The organism is Pantoea nemavictus (assembly GCF_037479095.1).
Taxonomy (GTDB): Bacteria; Pseudomonadota; Gammaproteobacteria; order Enterobacterales; family Enterobacteriaceae; genus Pantoea; species Pantoea nemavictus.
The window spans coordinates 2,397,236-2,414,782 of record NZ_JBBGZW010000001.1; the positions used below are offsets into that span (position 1 = coordinate 2,397,236).

General features: G+C 55.9%; 12 protein-coding genes and 1 riboswitch. Of the genes, 9 read left to right on the forward strand and 3 right to left on the reverse strand.

All coding sequences use genetic code 11. From position 1 onward, the window contains the following. The first annotated feature begins 242 nt into the window (after nt 1–242). A riboswitch (Lysine riboswitch) is annotated at nt 243–437 on the forward strand. Between the two features lie 111 nt (nt 438–548). The 3 genes from lysC (at nt 549) to panS (ending at nt 3,959) form a co-directional block, all read left to right on the forward strand. Next, on the forward strand, nt 549–1,904 hold the full coding sequence (gene lysC / locus WH298_RS10935) for a lysine-sensitive aspartokinase 3 (RefSeq protein WP_049852340.1): 1,356 nt from the start codon (nt 549–551) through the stop codon (nt 1,902–1,904). Between the two features lie 264 nt (nt 1,905–2,168). Next, nucleotides 2,169–2,861, forward strand: a complete 693-nt coding sequence (aqpZ, locus tag WH298_RS10940) for an aquaporin Z (protein ID WP_180822851.1) — start codon at nt 2,169–2,171, stop codon at nt 2,859–2,861. Between the two features lie 174 nt (nt 2,862–3,035). Continuing rightward, a complete protein-coding gene (panS, locus tag WH298_RS10945; RefSeq protein WP_007891320.1) occupies nt 3,036–3,959 on the forward strand; it encodes a ketopantoate/pantoate/pantothenate transporter PanS in 924 nt (307 codons plus the stop codon). A gap of 93 nt (nt 3,960–4,052) precedes the next feature. Here panS and WH298_RS10950 read toward each other — a convergent pair whose 3' ends face one another. Continuing rightward, on the reverse strand, nt 4,053–4,646 hold the full coding sequence (locus WH298_RS10950) for a YhgN family NAAT transporter (RefSeq protein ID WP_007891319.1): 594 nt from the start codon (nt 4,644–4,646) through the stop codon (nt 4,053–4,055). A 221-nt stretch (nt 4,647–4,867) separates the two neighbouring features. On the opposite strand from WH298_RS10950, the gene asd reads away from it, so the two are divergent. From asd to glgP, 6 genes are all read left to right on the forward strand, one after another. Then, nucleotides 4,868–5,977 carry an aspartate-semialdehyde dehydrogenase gene (gene asd, locus WH298_RS10955; RefSeq protein WP_180822852.1) on the forward strand — a complete coding sequence of 370 codons (1,110 nt, stop codon included), beginning with the start codon at nt 4,868–4,870 and terminating at the stop codon, nt 5,975–5,977. A 358-nt stretch (nt 5,978–6,335) separates the two neighbouring features. Continuing rightward, on the forward strand, nt 6,336–8,522 hold the full coding sequence (gene glgB, locus WH298_RS10960; protein ID WP_049852343.1) for a 1,4-alpha-glucan branching enzyme: 2,187 nt from the start codon (nt 6,336–6,338) through the stop codon (nt 8,520–8,522). Further along, the gene (gene glgX, locus WH298_RS10965; protein ID WP_180822853.1) at nt 8,522–10,501 is read left to right on the forward strand and encodes a glycogen debranching protein GlgX; all 1,980 of its coding nucleotides are present in this window, start codon (nt 8,522–8,524) and stop codon (nt 10,499–10,501) included. Before glgB ends, glgX begins: the two co-directional genes overlap by 1 nt. Before the next feature lie 10 nt (nt 10,502–10,511). Next, a complete protein-coding gene (gene glgC / locus WH298_RS10970; RefSeq protein ID WP_049852345.1) occupies nt 10,512–11,807 on the forward strand; it encodes a glucose-1-phosphate adenylyltransferase in 1,296 nt (431 codons plus the stop codon). Nucleotides 11,808–11,866: 59 nt separating this feature from the next. Next, a complete protein-coding gene (gene glgA / locus WH298_RS10975; protein WP_007891308.1) occupies nt 11,867–13,300 on the forward strand; it encodes a glycogen synthase GlgA in 1,434 nt (477 codons plus the stop codon). A 21-nt stretch (nt 13,301–13,321) separates the two neighbouring features. Then, nucleotides 13,322–15,769: a glycogen phosphorylase gene (gene glgP, locus WH298_RS10980; RefSeq protein WP_007891307.1), complete on the forward strand. Its 2,448-nt coding sequence runs from the start codon at nt 13,322–13,324 to the stop codon at nt 15,767–15,769. 108 nt (nt 15,770–15,877) lie between these two features. Here glgP and WH298_RS10985 read toward each other — a convergent pair whose 3' ends face one another. Beyond that, a complete protein-coding gene (locus tag WH298_RS10985) occupies nt 15,878–16,435 on the reverse strand; it encodes a DcrB family lipoprotein (RefSeq protein ID WP_180822854.1) in 558 nt (185 codons plus the stop codon). Nucleotides 16,436–16,674: 239 nt separating this feature from the next. Next, the gene (locus WH298_RS10990; protein WP_007891302.1) at nt 16,675–17,340 is read right to left on the reverse strand and encodes a 7-cyano-7-deazaguanine/7-aminomethyl-7-deazaguanine transporter; all 666 of its coding nucleotides are present in this window, start codon (nt 17,338–17,340) and stop codon (nt 16,675–16,677) included. Nucleotides 17,341–17,547: the final 207 nt, after the last annotated feature.

Below are 17,547 nucleotides of genomic sequence, written 5' to 3' on the forward strand. Positions count from 1 at the left end.
GCCGCAGTGTTTCAGGTAAATCCGGCGGCGATTGTCAGCACAGCAGCAGGTAATTTCCCTGTGCCGCATCAGCAAAAAGCGGCATTTGTCTGATTCGGACTCTACTTTAGGTCGGTGTTGGCAACCGCGTTTGTTCAACGATGCGTTTACCGAAGTGTAAAAGTGAGAAATCCTCAAAGTGCAGGGATGGACAGGGGGGAAAATAATCAGTACTTTATGCGCGCTACTTACACCTCCGGGTGTAAGCCAGAAGAGGCGCGTCGCCCAGGCAGTGTGTTTGAGGATCCGTATCCGCAGATAACACATCAGGGGGTGTGACGCCGAGGTGGGGCAACACGCGGGGTGTTGCACTGTCGGCTGCAGGGGCTGAATCCTCTGGGTTGTCACCAGAATCGTCCACAGTCGGACGCTTCGCAAGGTGAAGCGCTTCTGGGTGACTTGTCTACTGATCTTGTCTGCCCAATTCTGCTCTTCTCTTGTGCCAAGGCTGCTACTATGTCTTCCGCCCCAAAAACGGAAGAAAGATAACCTGACACGGGGTTCGTTACATGTCTCAAAATCTGATCGTGGCTAAATTTGGCGGCACCAGCGTTGCCGATTTTGATGCTATGAACCGCAGCGCAGATGTTGTGCTGTCGGATGCCAATACCCGCTTAGTGGTGCTCTCTGCCTCCGCTGGCGTCACCAACCTGCTGGTTGCCCTTGCTGAAGGCCAGGAACAAGCGCAACGCGCTTACCTGCTGGATGAAATCCGCCGGATTCAATACGCCATCATCGATCGTCTACAGTCGCCGGATGTCATTCGCGAAGAGATTGATCGCATGCTGGAAAACATCACCATGCTGTCTGAAGCGACCTCGCTGGCCACTTCGCATGCGCTAACCGACGAACTGGTGAGCCACGGTGAGCTGATGTCGACGCTGCTGTTCGTGGAGATCCTGCGCGAGCGCCAGGTCAACAGCGAATGGTTTGACGTGCGTAAAGTGATGCGTACCAGCGACCGCTTTGGCCGCGCGGAACCCGAAGTGGCGACGGTGAAAGAGCTGGCGGCAACGCAGCTGCAGCCGCGCATTGCTGAAGCGCTGGTGGTCACTCAGGGCTTTATCGGTAGCGAAATCAAAGGCCGCACCACCACGCTGGGCCGTGGCGGCAGTGATTACACCGCCGCGCTGCTGGGCGAAGCGTTGCAGGCGGCACGCATTGATATCTGGACCGATGTCGCCGGTATCTACACCACCGATCCTCGCGTGGTCTCCACCGCAAAACGTATCGAAGAGATTACTTTCGAGGAAGCGGCGGAAATGGCCATTTTCGGCGCCAAAGTGCTGCATCCGGCCACCTTGCTGCCGGCGGTGCGCAGCGATATCCCGGTGTTCGTCGGTTCGAGTAAAGATCCGGCTGCGGGCGGTACGCGCGTGTGCAACGAAACCAAAAATCCACCGCTGTTCCGCGCGCTGGCACTGCGTCGTAAGCAGACGCTGGTAACGCTGCACAGCCTGAACATGCTGCATGCACACGGCTTCCTGGCCGAGGTGTTCAATATTCTGGCACGCCATAGCATTTCGGTTGATCTGGTCACTACCTCGGAAGTGAGCGTGGCGCTGACGCTGGATAGCACCGGCTCCACCACCACCGGCGACAGTTTGCTGACGCAGGCGCTGCTGACTGAACTCTCTTCACTGTGCCGTGTGGAGGTAGAAGAGAATCTGGCGCTGGTGGCGATCATCGGTAATAACCTGTCGAAAGCCTGCGGCGTGGGCAAAGAGGTGTTCGGCGCACTGGAGCCGTTCAATCTGCGCATGATTTGCTACGGTGCCAGCAGTTATAACCTGTGCTTCCTGGTGCCAACGCCAGATGCAGAAGAGGTGGTACGCGCACTGCACAAGAATCTTTTTGGTTCTTAAGGCAAATTTTTAGCGCAATAAATCAAGCCGGACCTGGTCCGGCTTTTTTATTGGTTAATTTTCTTAAACAATAATTTAAGCGCAGCGCTACCGTATTCTTCGTTCCAGACATTTCTGAAGATTCCTCTGATGGCGTGCAAGACACGTCTTGATTACACTAAAATTGCCTAAAAATAACACTATTCTCTCATTCAGCGGTTGCGCTTTAATCGCCAAAAACGATAATCCCGCCGCGAAAACATTAAATTATTTGAGGGAATAAAGATGAAAAGGTTAGTGGCAGAGACGCTCGGCACTTTTGTGCTGGTTTTAGGCGGTTGTGGTAGTGCGGTTTTGGCGGCGGCGTTTCCAGAGTTGGGCATCGGTTTTGCGGGTGTGGCGCTGGCATTTGGTTTGACAGTATTGGTGATGGCCTTTGCCGTTGGCCATATCTCAGGTGGCCATTTTAACCCGGCGGTCACCATCGGTCTGACCGTGGGCGGCCGTTTTCCGGTGTCACAGGTCGTGCCCTATATTATCGCGCAATTAGTTGGTGCCATCGCCGCAGCGGGCGTGTTGTATCTGATCGCCAGCGGTAAAGCCGGTTTCGATGCGGCGGCCAGCGGTTTTGCTTCTAACGGTTATGGTGAGCACTCACCAGGCGGTTTTAGCATGACTGCGGGGATGATCACCGAACTGGTGCTGACGGCGGTATTCCTGATTGTGATCATGGGCTCAACCGATAAACGTGCACCGGCCGGTTTTGCACCGATTGCTATCGGTCTGGCGCTGACGCTGATCCATCTGGTGAGCATTCCTGTAACCAATACTTCCGTGAACCCGGCGCGTAGTACCGGTGTGGCCATCTTCCAGGGTGGCTGGGCATTGGATCAGCTGTGGATGTTCTGGTTGTTACCGATTATTGGTGCCGCGATTGGTGGTGCGATCTACCGCTTTTTACTGGAAAAAGCAGAGTAACTTCGTCGTATTTCCGCGGATCGGCAGCAGCCGATCCGCATTTTCCTCTGCAAGTGACTTCCCGCCTTACGTCAAGATAACGAAATGTTATGATCCCGCGTCCGTCGCTGTGGTCGTTCCCTGCGCGACATTTCATCTGTGGCAATATTAAAAAATCCCTAAGGAAGTCTGGTTATGCTCGGCAAACTTACCCGCCTGTTCCCGCTCTGGGCCGTGCTGCTCTCGGTCGCTGCTTATTACTCGCCCTCCACCTTTCTCGGTATCGGTCCATGGGTCACCTATCTGCTAATGCTGATTATGTTCGGCATGGGCGTAACGCTCAATATTGATGATTTCAAACGCGTGCTGGTGCGTCCGGCGCCGGTAATTGCTGGCACCTTTCTGCACTATCTGGTGATGCCACTGGCTGCCTGGGGCCTGGCGAAACTGTTCCAGATGCCGCCGGACCTGGCAGCGGGCATGATTCTGGTCGGCAGCGTGGCGAGCGGCACCGCATCTAACGTGATGATCTATCTGGCGAAGGGCGATGTGGCGCTGTCAGTCACTATCTCATCGGTGTCAGCGCTGGTGGGCGTATTTGCCACGCCGCTGCTGACGCGCTTCTACGTTGATACGCACATTCAGGTTGATGTGGTTGGCATGCTGCTCAGCATCGTGAAAATCGTGGTGATTCCGATTAGCCTCGGCCTGATTGTCCACCACTCCATGAACAGCGTGGTGCGCCGCGTTGAGCCTTATCTGCCAGCGTTCTCCATGCTCTGTATTCTGCTGATCATCAGCGCGGTGGTGGCGGGTAGCCAAAGCTTTATTGGTTCGGTGGGTTTGATGGTGATTGTGGCGGTGATTCTGCACAACGCGATTGGTCTGCTGGGCGGGTATTGGGGCGGCAAACTGTTTGGCTTCGACGAATCCACCTGCCGCACGCTGGCGCTGGAAGTGGGCATGCAGAACTCCGGCCTGGCGGCGACGCTGGGCAAACTCTACTTCTCGCCGCTGGCAGCACTGCCGGGCGCGCTGTTCTCAGTGTGGCACAACCTGTCAGGTTCGCTGCTGGCTGGCTACTGGTCGGGTAAACCGATCGATAAACAGCAGAAATAATCGCGGTCGCCTTGAACAGTGGTCGCCATGAATGGCGACCCTACGATCGCACCGGTTTGTCGTAGGGTGCGCATTTATGCGCACCATTTTGCATTACAGCTTCAGATAAGTACGAATCCCATCCAGGAACATCTGCGTTGCCAGCATAATCAAAATCAAACCCATCAGGCGTTCCAGCGCGTTAACACCTTTATCGCCGAGCAGGCGTAAAAATAGCCCCGACATCAGCAAGATCGCCACCGTTACGCCCCAGGCAATCAGCAGCGCGCCAACCAGATGCGTCATCTGATTGGGATATTGATGCGACAACAGCATCAATGTCGCCAGCAGTGACGGGCCAGCCACTAAGGGAATTGCCAGCGGCACGAGGAACGGCTCTTCGCCGGCCGGCAAGCCGCTGGTGCTGGTTTCGGCGGAGGGGAAAATCATGCGGATGGCGATCAGGAACAGAATGATACCGCCGGAGATCGACACGGTTTCGGTGCGCAGGTTGAGAAACGTCAGAATGCGTTCACCGGCGAATAAAAACAGCAGCATCAGGGCCAGCGCGATCAGCATTTCACGCATCAGCACCACGCGGCGGCGCTTAGGTTCCAGATGCTTCAGTACCGACATAAAGATCGGCAGGTTGCCCAGCGGGTCCATAATTAACAGCAGCAATATGGTCGCGGATATCATCTCAGTCATGTCAGGTAAACCATCCTATCTATTTGGCCGGGGCCATTATTAGTTGTATTGCTGAAAAAGTTAGCGCAATCGAATTAATTCACTTGCCAGAAAGGCTGCATTTTGTAGAGTTGACGGTCATAGGTAAACCTGATTATTACGCAGACGGGCAGGATTATCCGGCCCGTCTTTTCCTCGCACCACTTAGGGCTTCCTTCGAGAACACCCGAGACGGACAGAAAATGAAGAATGTAGGTTTTATTGGTTGGCGTGGCATGGTCGGCTCAGTGCTGATGTCACGTATGAGCGAAGAACGTGATTTTGATGTCATCAATCCGGTCTTTTTCTCCACGTCACAGCTTGGTCAGGCGGCGCCGACGTTCGGCGGTAAGTCGACCGGTGCGCTGCAGGATGCTTTTGATATTGAGGCGCTGAAGGCGCTGGATATTATTATCACCTGCCAGGGCGGTGATTACACCAGTGAAGTCTATCCGAAGCTGCGCGAAAGCGGCTGGCAGGGTTACTGGATTGATGCGGCTTCCACGCTGCGTATGAAAGATGACGCCATCATCATTCTCGATCCGGTCAACCATAACGTGATTCGTCAGGGCCTCGACAACGGCATCAAAACCTTCGTCGGCGGTAACTGCACCGTCAGCCTGATGCTGATGTCGCTGGGCGGCCTGTTTGCCAACGATCTGGTTGAGTGGGCTTCGGTAGCCACTTATCAGGCGGCATCCGGCGGCGGCGCACGCCACATGCGTGAACTGCTGACGCAGATGGGCATGCTGCACGACCATGTTGCCACCTCGCTGCAGAACCCCGCTTCGGCGATTCTGGATATCGAGCGTAGCGTCACTGATTTCACCCGTTCAGGCACCTTGCCAACCGATAATTTCGGCGTACCGCTGGCGGGCAGCCTGATTCCATGGATCGACAAGCAGCTGGATAACGGCCAGAGCCGCGAAGAGTGGAAAGGTCAGGCGGAAACCAACAAAATCCTGCGTACCAGTAGTGTGATTCCGGTTGATGGCCTGTGCGTACGCGTTGGCGCACTGCGCTGCCACAGCCAGGCATTTACCCTGAAGCTGAGAAAAGATCTGCCGCTGAGCGAAATTGAACAGCTGCTGGCTTCCCACAACGAGTGGGTGAAAGTGGTGCCAAACGATCGCGACATCACCATGCGTGAACTGACGCCAGCTGCCGTCACCGGCACGCTGACTACGCCAGTGGGGCGCCTGCGCAAACTGAACATGGGGCCGGAATACCTTTCCGCCTTCACCGTAGGCGATCAGTTACTGTGGGGCGCGGCTGAACCGCTGCGTCGCATGCTGCGTTTGCTGATCGACTAAGCGCAGCGGCAAACCAGACAGGCCGGGGTTTCCCGGCCTTTTTTGTGTCATCCAGGCTGCAAAAAATCGTACAAATTGCGCCTGACAAGTGATCCGCTTCCCTTTTTTGCTCGCCCGACAACAATTTTTCGCAATCCTCCATGGCTTCTGCCATCCCCAAGCTATGATTTAACAGAGATGTGCCGGTTGTTAACTGTTTTCGTTTTTTCGAACTGAATGGTTTGTTGTACACGGCGATGATCTTTCCCACGGACGGTTGTGTCCTCGCGGTGTACCTATGGCTCAATGAAAAGCAGCGCACCCGAGGCGATAATCCTGCCGACTCTGGTCGCCTGCGCAAAATCATAGGAAGAAAGTCATGTCAGAGCTTCCCGATCGCCAGGCGATCAATGCCCTTTTTGCCGGGAATTATGCCGATCCCTTTTCCTTACTGGGGATGCACCAAACTGCCGCAGGCCTTGAAGTTCGCGCGCTGCTGCCCGATGCCTCCGATGTGTGGGTGATTGAAACCAATACTGGACGCAAATGCGCCCAGCTGACCTGCCTTGACTCACGCGGCTTCTTTTGTGGTGTGATTCCGCGCCGTAAAAATCTGTTTGGCTATCAGCTGGCGGTGAACTGGCACGGCCAGCAAAACCTGATTGATGATGCCTATCGCTTTGGCCCGCTGCTGGCCGAAATGGATGCGTGGCTGCTGGGCGAAGGTACGCACCTGCGTCCTTACGAAACCCTTGGCGCGCACGGCACCACCATTGATGGCGTGCACGGTACGCGCTTCGCCGTCTGGGCACCGAACGCGCGTCGTGTGTCGGTGGTGGGCGAATTCAACTTCTGGGATGGTCGACGCCATCCGATGCGTTTCCGCCGTGAACTGGGCGTCTGGGAACTGTTCGTGCCGGGCGCGGTGAATGGCCAACTGTATAAATTTGAAATCGTGGATAATTCCGGCCAGATGCGCATCAAAGCCGATCCTTTCGCCTTTGAAGCACAGATGCGCCCGCAAACCGCTTCGATGATCTGCGGCCTGCCGCCGAAAACCGAGATGCAGCCGCAGCGCAAAGCCGCAAATGGGTTCGACCAGCCGATTTCGATTTACGAAGTGCACCTCGGCTCGTGGCGACGTCATACCGATGACAACTTCTGGTTAAGTTACAAAGAGCTGGCGGAACAGCTGATTCCCTATGTCAAAGAGATGGGTTTTACTCACATCGAATTGATGCCGATTAACGAGCATCCGTTCGATGGCAGCTGGGGCTATCAACCGCTTGGCATGTATGCGCCTACACGCCGTTTCGGTACGCGCGATGAGTTTCGCCACTTTGTCGCGGCCGCGCATGATGCCGGCATCAACGTGCTGCTCGATTGGGTGCCGGGCCACTTCCCAAGCGATGACTTTGGTCTGGCGAAATTCGACGGCACCGAACTCTACGAACACAGCGATCCGCGCGAAGGTTTTCATCAGGACTGGAACACGCTGATCTACAACTTCGGGCGTCGCGAGGTGAGCAATTATCTCTCCGGTAATGCTTTGTACTGGATGGAACGCTTTGGTATTGATGGGCTGCGCGTCGATGCGGTGGCTTCGATGATCTACCGCGACTACAGCCGCGCCGAAGGTGAATGGGTACCCAACCAGTTTGGCGGCCGTGAAAACCTCGAAGCGATTTCGTTCCTGCGGCACACCAACCGCATATTGGGCCACGCCGCACCGGGCAGCGTGACGGTGGCGGAGGAATCTACCGACTATCCCGGCGTCACGCGGCCATCGGAAGATGGCGGCCTCGGTTTCTGGTTCAAATGGAACCTCGGCTGGATGCACGACACGCTGGATTACATGAAGCTCGATCCAGTGCATCGTCGCTACCATCACCAGCTGATGACCTTCGGTATGCTCTACAACTACACCGAAAACTTCGTGCTGCCGCTGTCGCACGACGAAGTGGTGCACGGCAAGCGTTCAATCCTCGATCGCATGCCGGGCGATGCCTGGCAGAAATTTGCCAACCTGCGCGCCTACTACGGCTGGATGTGGGGCTTCCCGGGTAAGAAGCTGCAATTTATGGGCAACGAATTTGCTCAGGGGCGCGAGTGGAACCACGACAGCAGCCTCGACTGGCATCTGCTGGAAGGCGAGGATAACTGGCACAACGGCGTGCAGCGTCTGGTGCGCGATCTCAACCACACCTATCGCCACTTCACGCCACTGCATCAGCTCGATTTCGATGGGCAAGGTTTTGAGTGGCTGGTAGTCGACGATCACGAGAATTCGGTGTTTGTCTTTGCGCGCCGCGATCGCGAGGGCAACGAAATCATTGTAGTGAGTAACTTCACGCCGGTGGCGCGAAACAGCTATCGCTTTGGCGTTAATCAGCGTGGCGGCTGGCGTGAAATAATGAACACCGACCAGCACGACTACCACGGCAGCGACACGCGCAATCACGGCGTGGTGCACACCGATGAGATTGAAAGCCACGGTCGGCCGCAATCGCTGAGTTTGACCTTGCCACCGCTGGCAACGCTTTGGCTGGTGCGGGAGAGCGACTGATGCTGGAGCGGGGGCAGCCGAAACCGTTAGGTGCACATTACGATGGGCAGGGCGTTAATTTCACGCTGTTTTCCCAGCACGCCGAGCAGGTCGAGCTGTGCCTGTTTGACGCGCACGGTGCTGAGCGCCGTTTTCCGCTGCCCGCGCGTAGCGGTGACATCTGGCACGGCTATTTTCCTGCGCTAAAGCCAGGCCAGCGCTATGGCTATCGCGTACACGGTCCCTGGGCACCACAGCTAGGGCATCGCTTCAATCCTGCCAAGCTGCTGGTCGATCCCTGCGCCAAAGCGGTGGCGGGCGATGTATTGGACGATGCGCGTTTTCACGGCGGCGAACGTGAGCCTGATAACCAGGATAACGCCGCTGTCGCGCCGAAATCCTTAGTGATCGCTGAAGATTTTGACTGGGAAGCGGATCAACCGTTGCGCACGCCGTGGGGCAACACGGTGATTTATGAAGCGCACGTGCGTGGCTTAACGCAGCAGCATCCGGAAATTCCGGAAAGGCTGCGCGGGACTTATGCGGCGCTAGGTCATCCTGCTATGGTGAAGTACCTGCGTCATCTGGGAATCACCGCGCTGGAGTTGTTGCCGATTGCCCAATTCACCAGCGAACCGCGCCTGCGCCGCTTAGGGTTGAGCAATTACTGGGGCTATAACCCGTTTGCTCTGTGGGCGGTGGATGCACGTTACGCATCCGGTGAGAACGGTTTATCACCGCTGCAGGAGTTTCAGCAGGCAGTGAAAGCGCTGCATGCGGCGGGCATTGAAGTGATTCTGGATGTGGTGTTTAACCATACCGCTGAACTGGAAGAGATCGGGCCGACGATTTCCCAACGCGGCGTGGATAACGCCAGCTATTACTGGCTTGATAACAACGGCAATTATCAAAACTGGACCGGCTGCGGCAACACCCTGAACCTTAGTCATCCACAGGTGATGGAGTGGGTGCTGGAAGCGCTGCGCTACTGGGTGCGCACATGCCACATTGATGGCTTCCGCTTTGACCTTGCCAGCGTGCTGGGCCGCACGCCGGCGTTTCAGCAGGATGCGCCGCTGTTTGCCGCCATCAAAGCATGTCCGCTGCTCTCGCAGGTGAAGCTAATTGCTGAGCCGTGGGATATCGGTCCCGGCGGTTATCAGGTAGGCAATTTCCCGCCGGACTTTGCCGAGTGGAACGACCATTTTCGCGATGCGGCGCGCCGTTACTGGCTGCATGGTCAGCTGAATAACGGCGATTTTGCCCGCCGTTTTGCCGCATCCAGCGACGTATTTCAGCGTGAGGCGCGTCTGCCGCATGCCAGCATCAATTTGATCACCGCGCACGACGGCTTCACGCTGCGCGATGTGGTGAGCTTCAACAACAAACACAATCAGGCCAACGGAGAAGACAATCGTGATGGCAGCAGCAGCAACTTCAGCCATAACCATGGCAAAGAGGGGCTGCAGGTCAACTTCGATATTGTCGAACGGCGGCGGCGCAGCGTGCACGGCTTGCTCACCACGCTGCTGCTGGCGCAAGGCACGCCGATGCTGCTGGCGGGCGACGAACGCGGTCACAGCCAGCACGGTAACAACAACGCCTATTGCCAGGACAATCCGCTCACCTGGCTCAACTGGCAACACGATGATTTTGGACTGGTCGACTTCACTGCTGCGTTAATCCGCCTGCGCCAGCGCATCCCTGCGCTGACGGCGGATCGCTGGTGGCAGGAGGGCGATGGCAACGTGCAGTGGTGTAATGCCAGCGGCAAACCACTGGAAAAAGAGCAGTGGGAACAGGGGACGCACAGAATGCAGATCCTGCTCTCCGGCCGCTGGTTAATAACAATAAACGCCACGGAATCGGTGAGTGATATCGCCTTACCAGACGGAGAGTGGCGTGCCATTCCTCCTTTCGCCGGGGAAGATAACCCCATCCTGACAACTGTCTGGCACGGTCCCGCACACGGTGTGTGCGTGTTCCTAAAGCAATCATAAGGAGTCAGACATGGTGAAATTAGATAGAACAGATCATCTGATGCTGGCGCGCCAGCTCCCTACACAAACGGTTGCCTTGATCCTTGCTGGCGGGCGCGGTACGCGCCTGAAAGATCTCACCGCGAAACGCGCTAAACCTGCCGTGCACTTCGGCGGCAAGTTCCGCATCATCGACTTTGCGCTGTCCAACTGCATCAACTCGGGCATCCGGCGCATCGGCGTGATCACTCAATATCAGTCACATACGCTGGTGCAGCACATCCAGCGCGGCTGGTCGCTGTTTAATGAAGAGATGAACGAATTTGTCGATCTGTTGCCCGCGCAGCAGCGTGCCGCCACCGAACATTGGTATCGCGGTACCGCCGATGCGGTGACGCAAAATCTCGACATTATTCGCCGTTACAACGCGCAGTACATCGTGATTCTCGCCGGGGATCACATCTACAAGATGGACTACTCGCGCATGCTGCTCGACCACGTCGATCGCGGTGCCAAATGCACCATCGCCTGTTTGCCGGTGCCGCTGGCCGAAGCCACGGCGTTTGGCGTGATGGCGGTCGATGCCGAGAACAACGTGATCGATTTTGTGGAAAAACCGCCGCAGCCGCCGTCAATGCCGGGTGACGACAGCCGAGCGCTGGCCAGCATGGGCATTTACGTGTTCAACGCCGATTATCTGTATCAGCTGCTGGAAGAAGACCTGCAGGTGGCCGATTCCAGCCACGATTTCGGCAAAGATCTGCTGCCAAAAATCGTGGCCAGCGGCGAGGCGTATGCGCACTCATTCACGCTCTCTTGCGTGCAGGTTGATGAAAACGCCGAGCCGTACTGGCGCGATGTCGGAACGCTGGAAGCTTACTGGCGCGCTAACCTCGACCTGGCTTCCGTTACGCCAGAACTGGATATGTACGACCACAGCTGGCCGATTCGCACCCATATGGAGCCGCTGCCACCGGCGAAGTTTGTGCAGGATCGTTCCGGTAGCCACGGTATGACGATGAACTCGCTGGTCTCTGGCGGCTGCATCATCTCCGGCTCGGTGGTGGTGAACTCCGTGCTATTCCCACGTATCCGCATTAACTCGTTTTGCAATATTGATTCAGCTGTATTGCTGCCCGATGTGGTGGTTGGCCGATCGTGTCGTCTGCGTCGCTGCGTGATCGATCGCGCCTGCGAATTGCCAGAAGGCATGGTCATTGGCGAAAACCCCGATGAAGACAGCCGACGTTTTTACCGTTCAGAAGAGGGCATCGTACTGGTGACGCGCGCCATGCTGGCCAAATTGGCCGGAGCGGTCAGTAAGTGACGAAAGAGCATAGAGATAATTGCCGCGTGGAACGCATGCGATAACAATAGGGGTTCAGGATGCTGGTTTTACATGTCTGTTCAGAGCTTTTCCCGCTGTTGAAAACGGGCGGATTGGCTGATGTGGTCGGTGCATTACCACAGGCGCAAATCGCCGAAGGAGCGGATGCGCGGGTGCTGATTCCCGCTTATCCGGATCTGCGTAAAGGGATTCCTGATACTGAAATTGTGGCGGAGCTACAAACTTTTGCCGGGCCGGTTCGTTTACTTTTTGGACAATTTAACGGCGTTGGTATTTATTTAATTGATGCGCCGGGACTGTATGAACGTCCCGGCAGTCCTTATCACGACACATCGCAATTCGCTTATGTGGATAATTACCTGCGTTTCGCGCTGCTCGGCTGGATGGGTGCGGAGATTGCCAGCGGGCTGGATATGAACTGGCAGCCCGATATCGTGCACGCGCATGACTGGCATGCGGGCTTAACCTGCGCCTATATCGCGGCGCGCGGTGGCCCGGCGAAAACGGTGTTTACCGTGCATAACCTGGCCTATCAAGGGCTGTTTTCCGCGCGCCATCTGGATGAAATACAGATTCCGCGCGCCTTCTTCGACATGCATGGGCTGGAGTTCTTTGGGCAAATTTCCTACCTCAAGGCGGGACTGTTCTATGCCGATCATATTACGGCGGTCAGCCCCACTTATGCGCTGGAAATTACCCGACCGGAGTTTGGTTACGGCATGGAGTCGCTGCTGGAACAGCGGCTGCGCGAAGGGCGGCTTAGCGGGATTCTGAACGGTGTCGATCCGGGGATTTGGGACCCGGCGCATGATTTACTGCTCACCGCGCGCTACGACAGCGAAACGCTGGAGAGTAAAGCTGAAAACAAACGCCAGCTGCAGATTGCCATGGGCTTGAAGGTCGATGATAAAGCGCCGGTGTTCTGCGTGATCAGTCGTCTGACCAAACAAAAAGGGCTGGATCTGGTGCTGGAAGCGCTGCCGGGTTTGCTGGCGCAGGGCGGGCAGCTGGTGCTGCTTGGCCAGGGCGATGCCGAGCTGCAACAAGGTTTCCTCGCCGCAGCGGCGGAACATCCGGGTCGCGTGGGCGTGCAGATTGGTTACCACGAAGCCTTCTCGCACCGCATTGTTGGCGGCGCGGATGTGATCATGGTGCCGAGCCGCTTTGAGCCGTGCGGCTTAACTCAGCTTTACGGCTTGAAATACGGCACGCTGCCGCTGGTGCGTCGTACCGGCGGGCTGGCGGATACGGTGCAAGACAGTTCACTGGAAAACCTGGCAGACGGCGTCGCCAGCGGCTTTACCTTTGAAGACAGTAATGCCTGGTCGCTGCTGCGGGCGATTCGGCGCGCATTTGTTCTGTGGTCTCGACCTGCACTCTGGCGTTACGTTCAGCGGCAGGCAATGGGGATGGATTTTAGTTGGCAGGTGGCAGCACAAGCCTACCGCGATCTTTATCAACGTTTGCTGTAATGAGAGATTGGGATACTTGATATGAATGCACCTTTCACCTATGCCTCACCCACGCTGACGGTTGACGCGCTGAAGCACTCAATCGCCTATAAGCTGATGTTTACTATTGGTAAAGATCCATCGATCGCGAATAAGCATGAGTGGCTGAATGCCGCGCTGCTGGCGGTGCGTGATCGCATGGTGGAACGCTGGCTGCGCTCCAGCCGCGCGCAGCTCTCGCAGGATGTGCGGCAGGTTTATTACCTGTCGATGGAGTTCCTGATGGGGCGTACGCTCGGCAACGCGTTGCTGGCGATGGGCATTTATGACGATCTCAATCAGGCGCTGGACGAGATGGGACTCGACCTCAGCGAGCTGATGGAAGAGGAGAACGATCCCGGCCTCGGCAACGGCGGCTTGGGACGTTTAGCGGCCTGCTTCCTCGATTCGCTCGCCACGCTCGGTTTACCGGGGCGCGGCTACGGCATTCGTTACGATTACGGTATGTTTAAGCAGAATATTGTTGACGGCCAGCAGCGCGAATCGCCGGATTACTGGCTGGAATATGGCAATCCATGGGAATTCCAGCGCTTTAACACGCGCTACAAAGTACGTTTTGGCGGCCGTTTACAACATGAAGGTGCGCGGGTGCGCTGGGTAGAAACCGAAGAGATCGTAGCGATGGCTTACGATCAAATCATCCCCGGATTTGACACTGATGCCACCAACACGCTGCGCCTGTGGGGCGCGCAGGCCAGTAACGAAATCAATCTCGGTAAGTTCAATCAGGGCGATTACTTTGCCGCAGTGGAAGATAAAAACCACTCGGAAAACGTCTCGCGCGTGCTCTATCCCGATGACTCAACCTATTCCGGTCGCGAGTTGCGCCTGCGTCAGGAGTATTTCCTCGTCTCCTCGACGGTGCAGGATATTCTCAATCGTCACTGGCAGATGCATGAAACCTGGGACAATCTGCCGGACAAAATCGCCATCCACCTCAACGATACCCATCCGGTGCTGGCGATCCCTGAACTGATGCGTCTGTTAATCGACGAACAGAAGTTCAGCTGGGACGATGCGTTTGAAGTGACTTGCCAGGTGTTCTCCTACACCAACCACACGCTGATGACCGAAGCGCTGGAAACCTGGCCGGTGGATATGATCGGCAAGATCCTGCCGCGTCATCTCAGCATTATCTTTGAAATCAATGACTACTTCCTGAAAACCATCCAGGAATACTATCCGGATGATTGGGATTTGATGTCGCGCATCTCGATCATCGACGAAAACGACGGCCGCCGCATCCGCATGGCGTGGCTGGCGGTGGTGGTGAGCCACAAGGTCAACGGCGTGTCGGAGCTGCACTCCAACTTGATGGTGCAATCGCTGTTCGCTGACTTCGCGCGGCTGTTCCCTGGCCGTTTCTGCAATAAAACCAACGGCGTGACGCCACGTCGCTGGCTGGCGCTGGCCAATCCGGCGCTGTCTGAGGTGCTGGATGAGGCGATTGGTCGCAACTGGCGTACCGATCTCGGCCAGCTCAACGAACTGACGTCGCAGGTCGACTATCCGGCCTTTATCGAGCAGATCGCCGATGCCAAATTCGCCAACAAAAAACGCCTGGCGGATTGGGTGGCGAAAAACATGGATATCGTGCTCGATCCGCATGCGCTGTTTGATGTGCAGATCAAACGTATCCACGAATATAAACGTCAGTTACTCAACGTCCTGCACGTGATTACGCGCTATAACCGCATCAAGGCCGATCCCACCGCTGAATGGGTGCCGCGTGTGAATATCTTCGCCGGCAAGGCCGCTTCGGCGTATTACGTGGCGAAGCACATCATCCACTTGATCAACGACGTCGCCAACGTGATCAACAACGATCCGCAGGTGAAGAACAAGCTGAAGGTGGTGTTCATTCCCAACTATGGCGTGAGCCTGGCGCAGATCATTATTCCTGCGGCGGATCTCTCTGAGCAGATCTCCACTGCTGGCACCGAAGCATCGGGCACCAGTAACATGAAGTTTGCGCTTAACGGCGCGTTAACAATTGGTACGCTGGATGGCGCCAACGTTGAGATGCTGGATCATGTCGGCAAGGAGAACATCTTTATCTTCGGTAACACCACGCCGCAGGTCGAGAAGCTGCGTACCGACGGCTACAACCCACGTAAGTATTACGAGGACGATCCCGAGCTGCATCAGGCGCTGACGCAAATTGCCAGCGGCGTGTTCAGTCCGCAGGAGCCAGGCCGCTACCGCAATCTGTTCGATGCGTTGGTGAACTTCGGCGATCACTATCAGCTGCTGGCGGATTATCGCAGCTATGTGGACACGCAGGACAAGGTGGACAAGCTTTATCGTCAACCGGATAAGTGGCAACGCAGCGCGGCGCTGAATATCGCCAATATGGGGTATTTCTCGTCGGACCGAACCATTCAGGAGTATGCGGATGAAATCTGGCACATTTCGCCAGTGAGGTTGTAAAGCGGGGAATTCCTGAACCAGGTCGCCATGAATGGCGACCCTACCAAACCGCACTGAACCATTGTAGGGTCGCCATTCATGGCGACCAATGTGTTCAGGTTTTAAGGATTACTTCAAAGTAATGCTCTTCACGATCTCATCAGCATCGCTCTGTGCCTGCTGCTGGTTATCCGCTGGCAAGGTAATTTGCAGCGTCAGCAGTTTGCCGTCCACTTTCGCCAGAATCACTGAAGACCATGAAGTCTGGTTGTTGGCAGCAATCACCGTATCCAGCTGCTGAGCCGGCTGATCTTTCAACGTAACCGCTTTGTTCGACACCACCTGCAGCTGCGGATCGCGGCTGCGCTGCTGCTGTTCCAGACGCTGCGCCAGCGCATCAAGCGCTTCGTTAGTTGGATCGCCTGCAATCACGATAATTGCGCGCTGCCCGGTTTCGTCGGCATAGACGTGCATGTTGGTCGATTCAGAGCCGAGTTTGCCGCTCTTGTCAGACATGCCCGCCGGCAGTGAGAAGCTCAGCTTGCCGTCCATCAGATTAACCGTCTGAGCAGACTGGCTGGCGCTGGCACCGTTACTGTTTGCTGCCGCATCATCTTTCTTCTGGTCACATGCCGCCAGGCCGATCACCAGCAGGCCAATACCCACATATTTCACTACGTTACGCATTCTTTTCCCTTTTACATGATTCCAGTCGTTTAGGTTTATAGCCTAAATAATTCAAGCGGCAGAAAGGCGGTAAGCGCGTGAACCCATGAGCTTACATGAGTAAGTGATTAGGTGAACGCGCGCAGCCAACGCATCTGCCGTTTGAAGTATGACGGCTATAAAAACGGAATCGGCGGTTAAAAGCAACCGCCGGTATGTCAGGAAATCTTAGCGTGCCATGGCGTTATGTATAAGTGCAATTAGCCGAAATTGATCTGCTGCTGCGCGGAACGCTCGGCTAATCGCTTCAGCATGGCATTCAGCAGCACGCCATAGGCCGGCAGGAAGAAGATCATGCAGATCAGCACTTTGAAGCTGTAATCCACCAGAGCGATCTCGACCCAATGCGTGGCCATAAACGGGTCTGGACTCTTGTAGAAAGCGATGAAAAAGAAGGCCAGCGTATCGCTAATATTACCGAGGAACATCGCTGCTGCCGGGGCAATCCACCACTGTGATAAACGGCGCAAACGGTTAAAAACGTGTACGTCGAGAATCTGGCCCAGCGCATAAGCCATAAAGCTGGCGCAGGCGATACGCGCGACAAACAGATTCACCTCTTCCAGTGAAGCCCAACCCTGCCATTCGCCCTGATAAAACACGCACGACACAAGATAGGAGATCACCAGCGCCGGAATCATCACCGCCAGAATAATGCGACGAGCCAGCGGCGCGCCAAAGATGCGCACGGTAAGGTCGGTAGCGAGGAAAATAAACGGAAAGCTGAACGCGCCCCAGGTGGTGTGGAAGCCGAAGATAGAAACCGGCAGCTGTACCAGATAGTTACTGGAGGTGATCACCAGCAGATGGAAAAGCGATAGCCAAAACAGCGCATGCATGCGCTGACGTGCAGAAAAAGCAATCATGTAAGACCTTTTTAATAGTGGGGTGAGGGAACCCATTGCCCGTCATACTTCAAGCCGTAGCTGCGTTGGCTGCTCGCACTTGCCGCCTTGCTACAGCTCGAATTATTTAGGGCGGAATATGGTAGCAATTTAAAAATCGGCGGCATCTTAACGCGTTGCGCAATTTATGCAATGGTTAATTTTAACGCAATCGTTATCGCCTTGCGT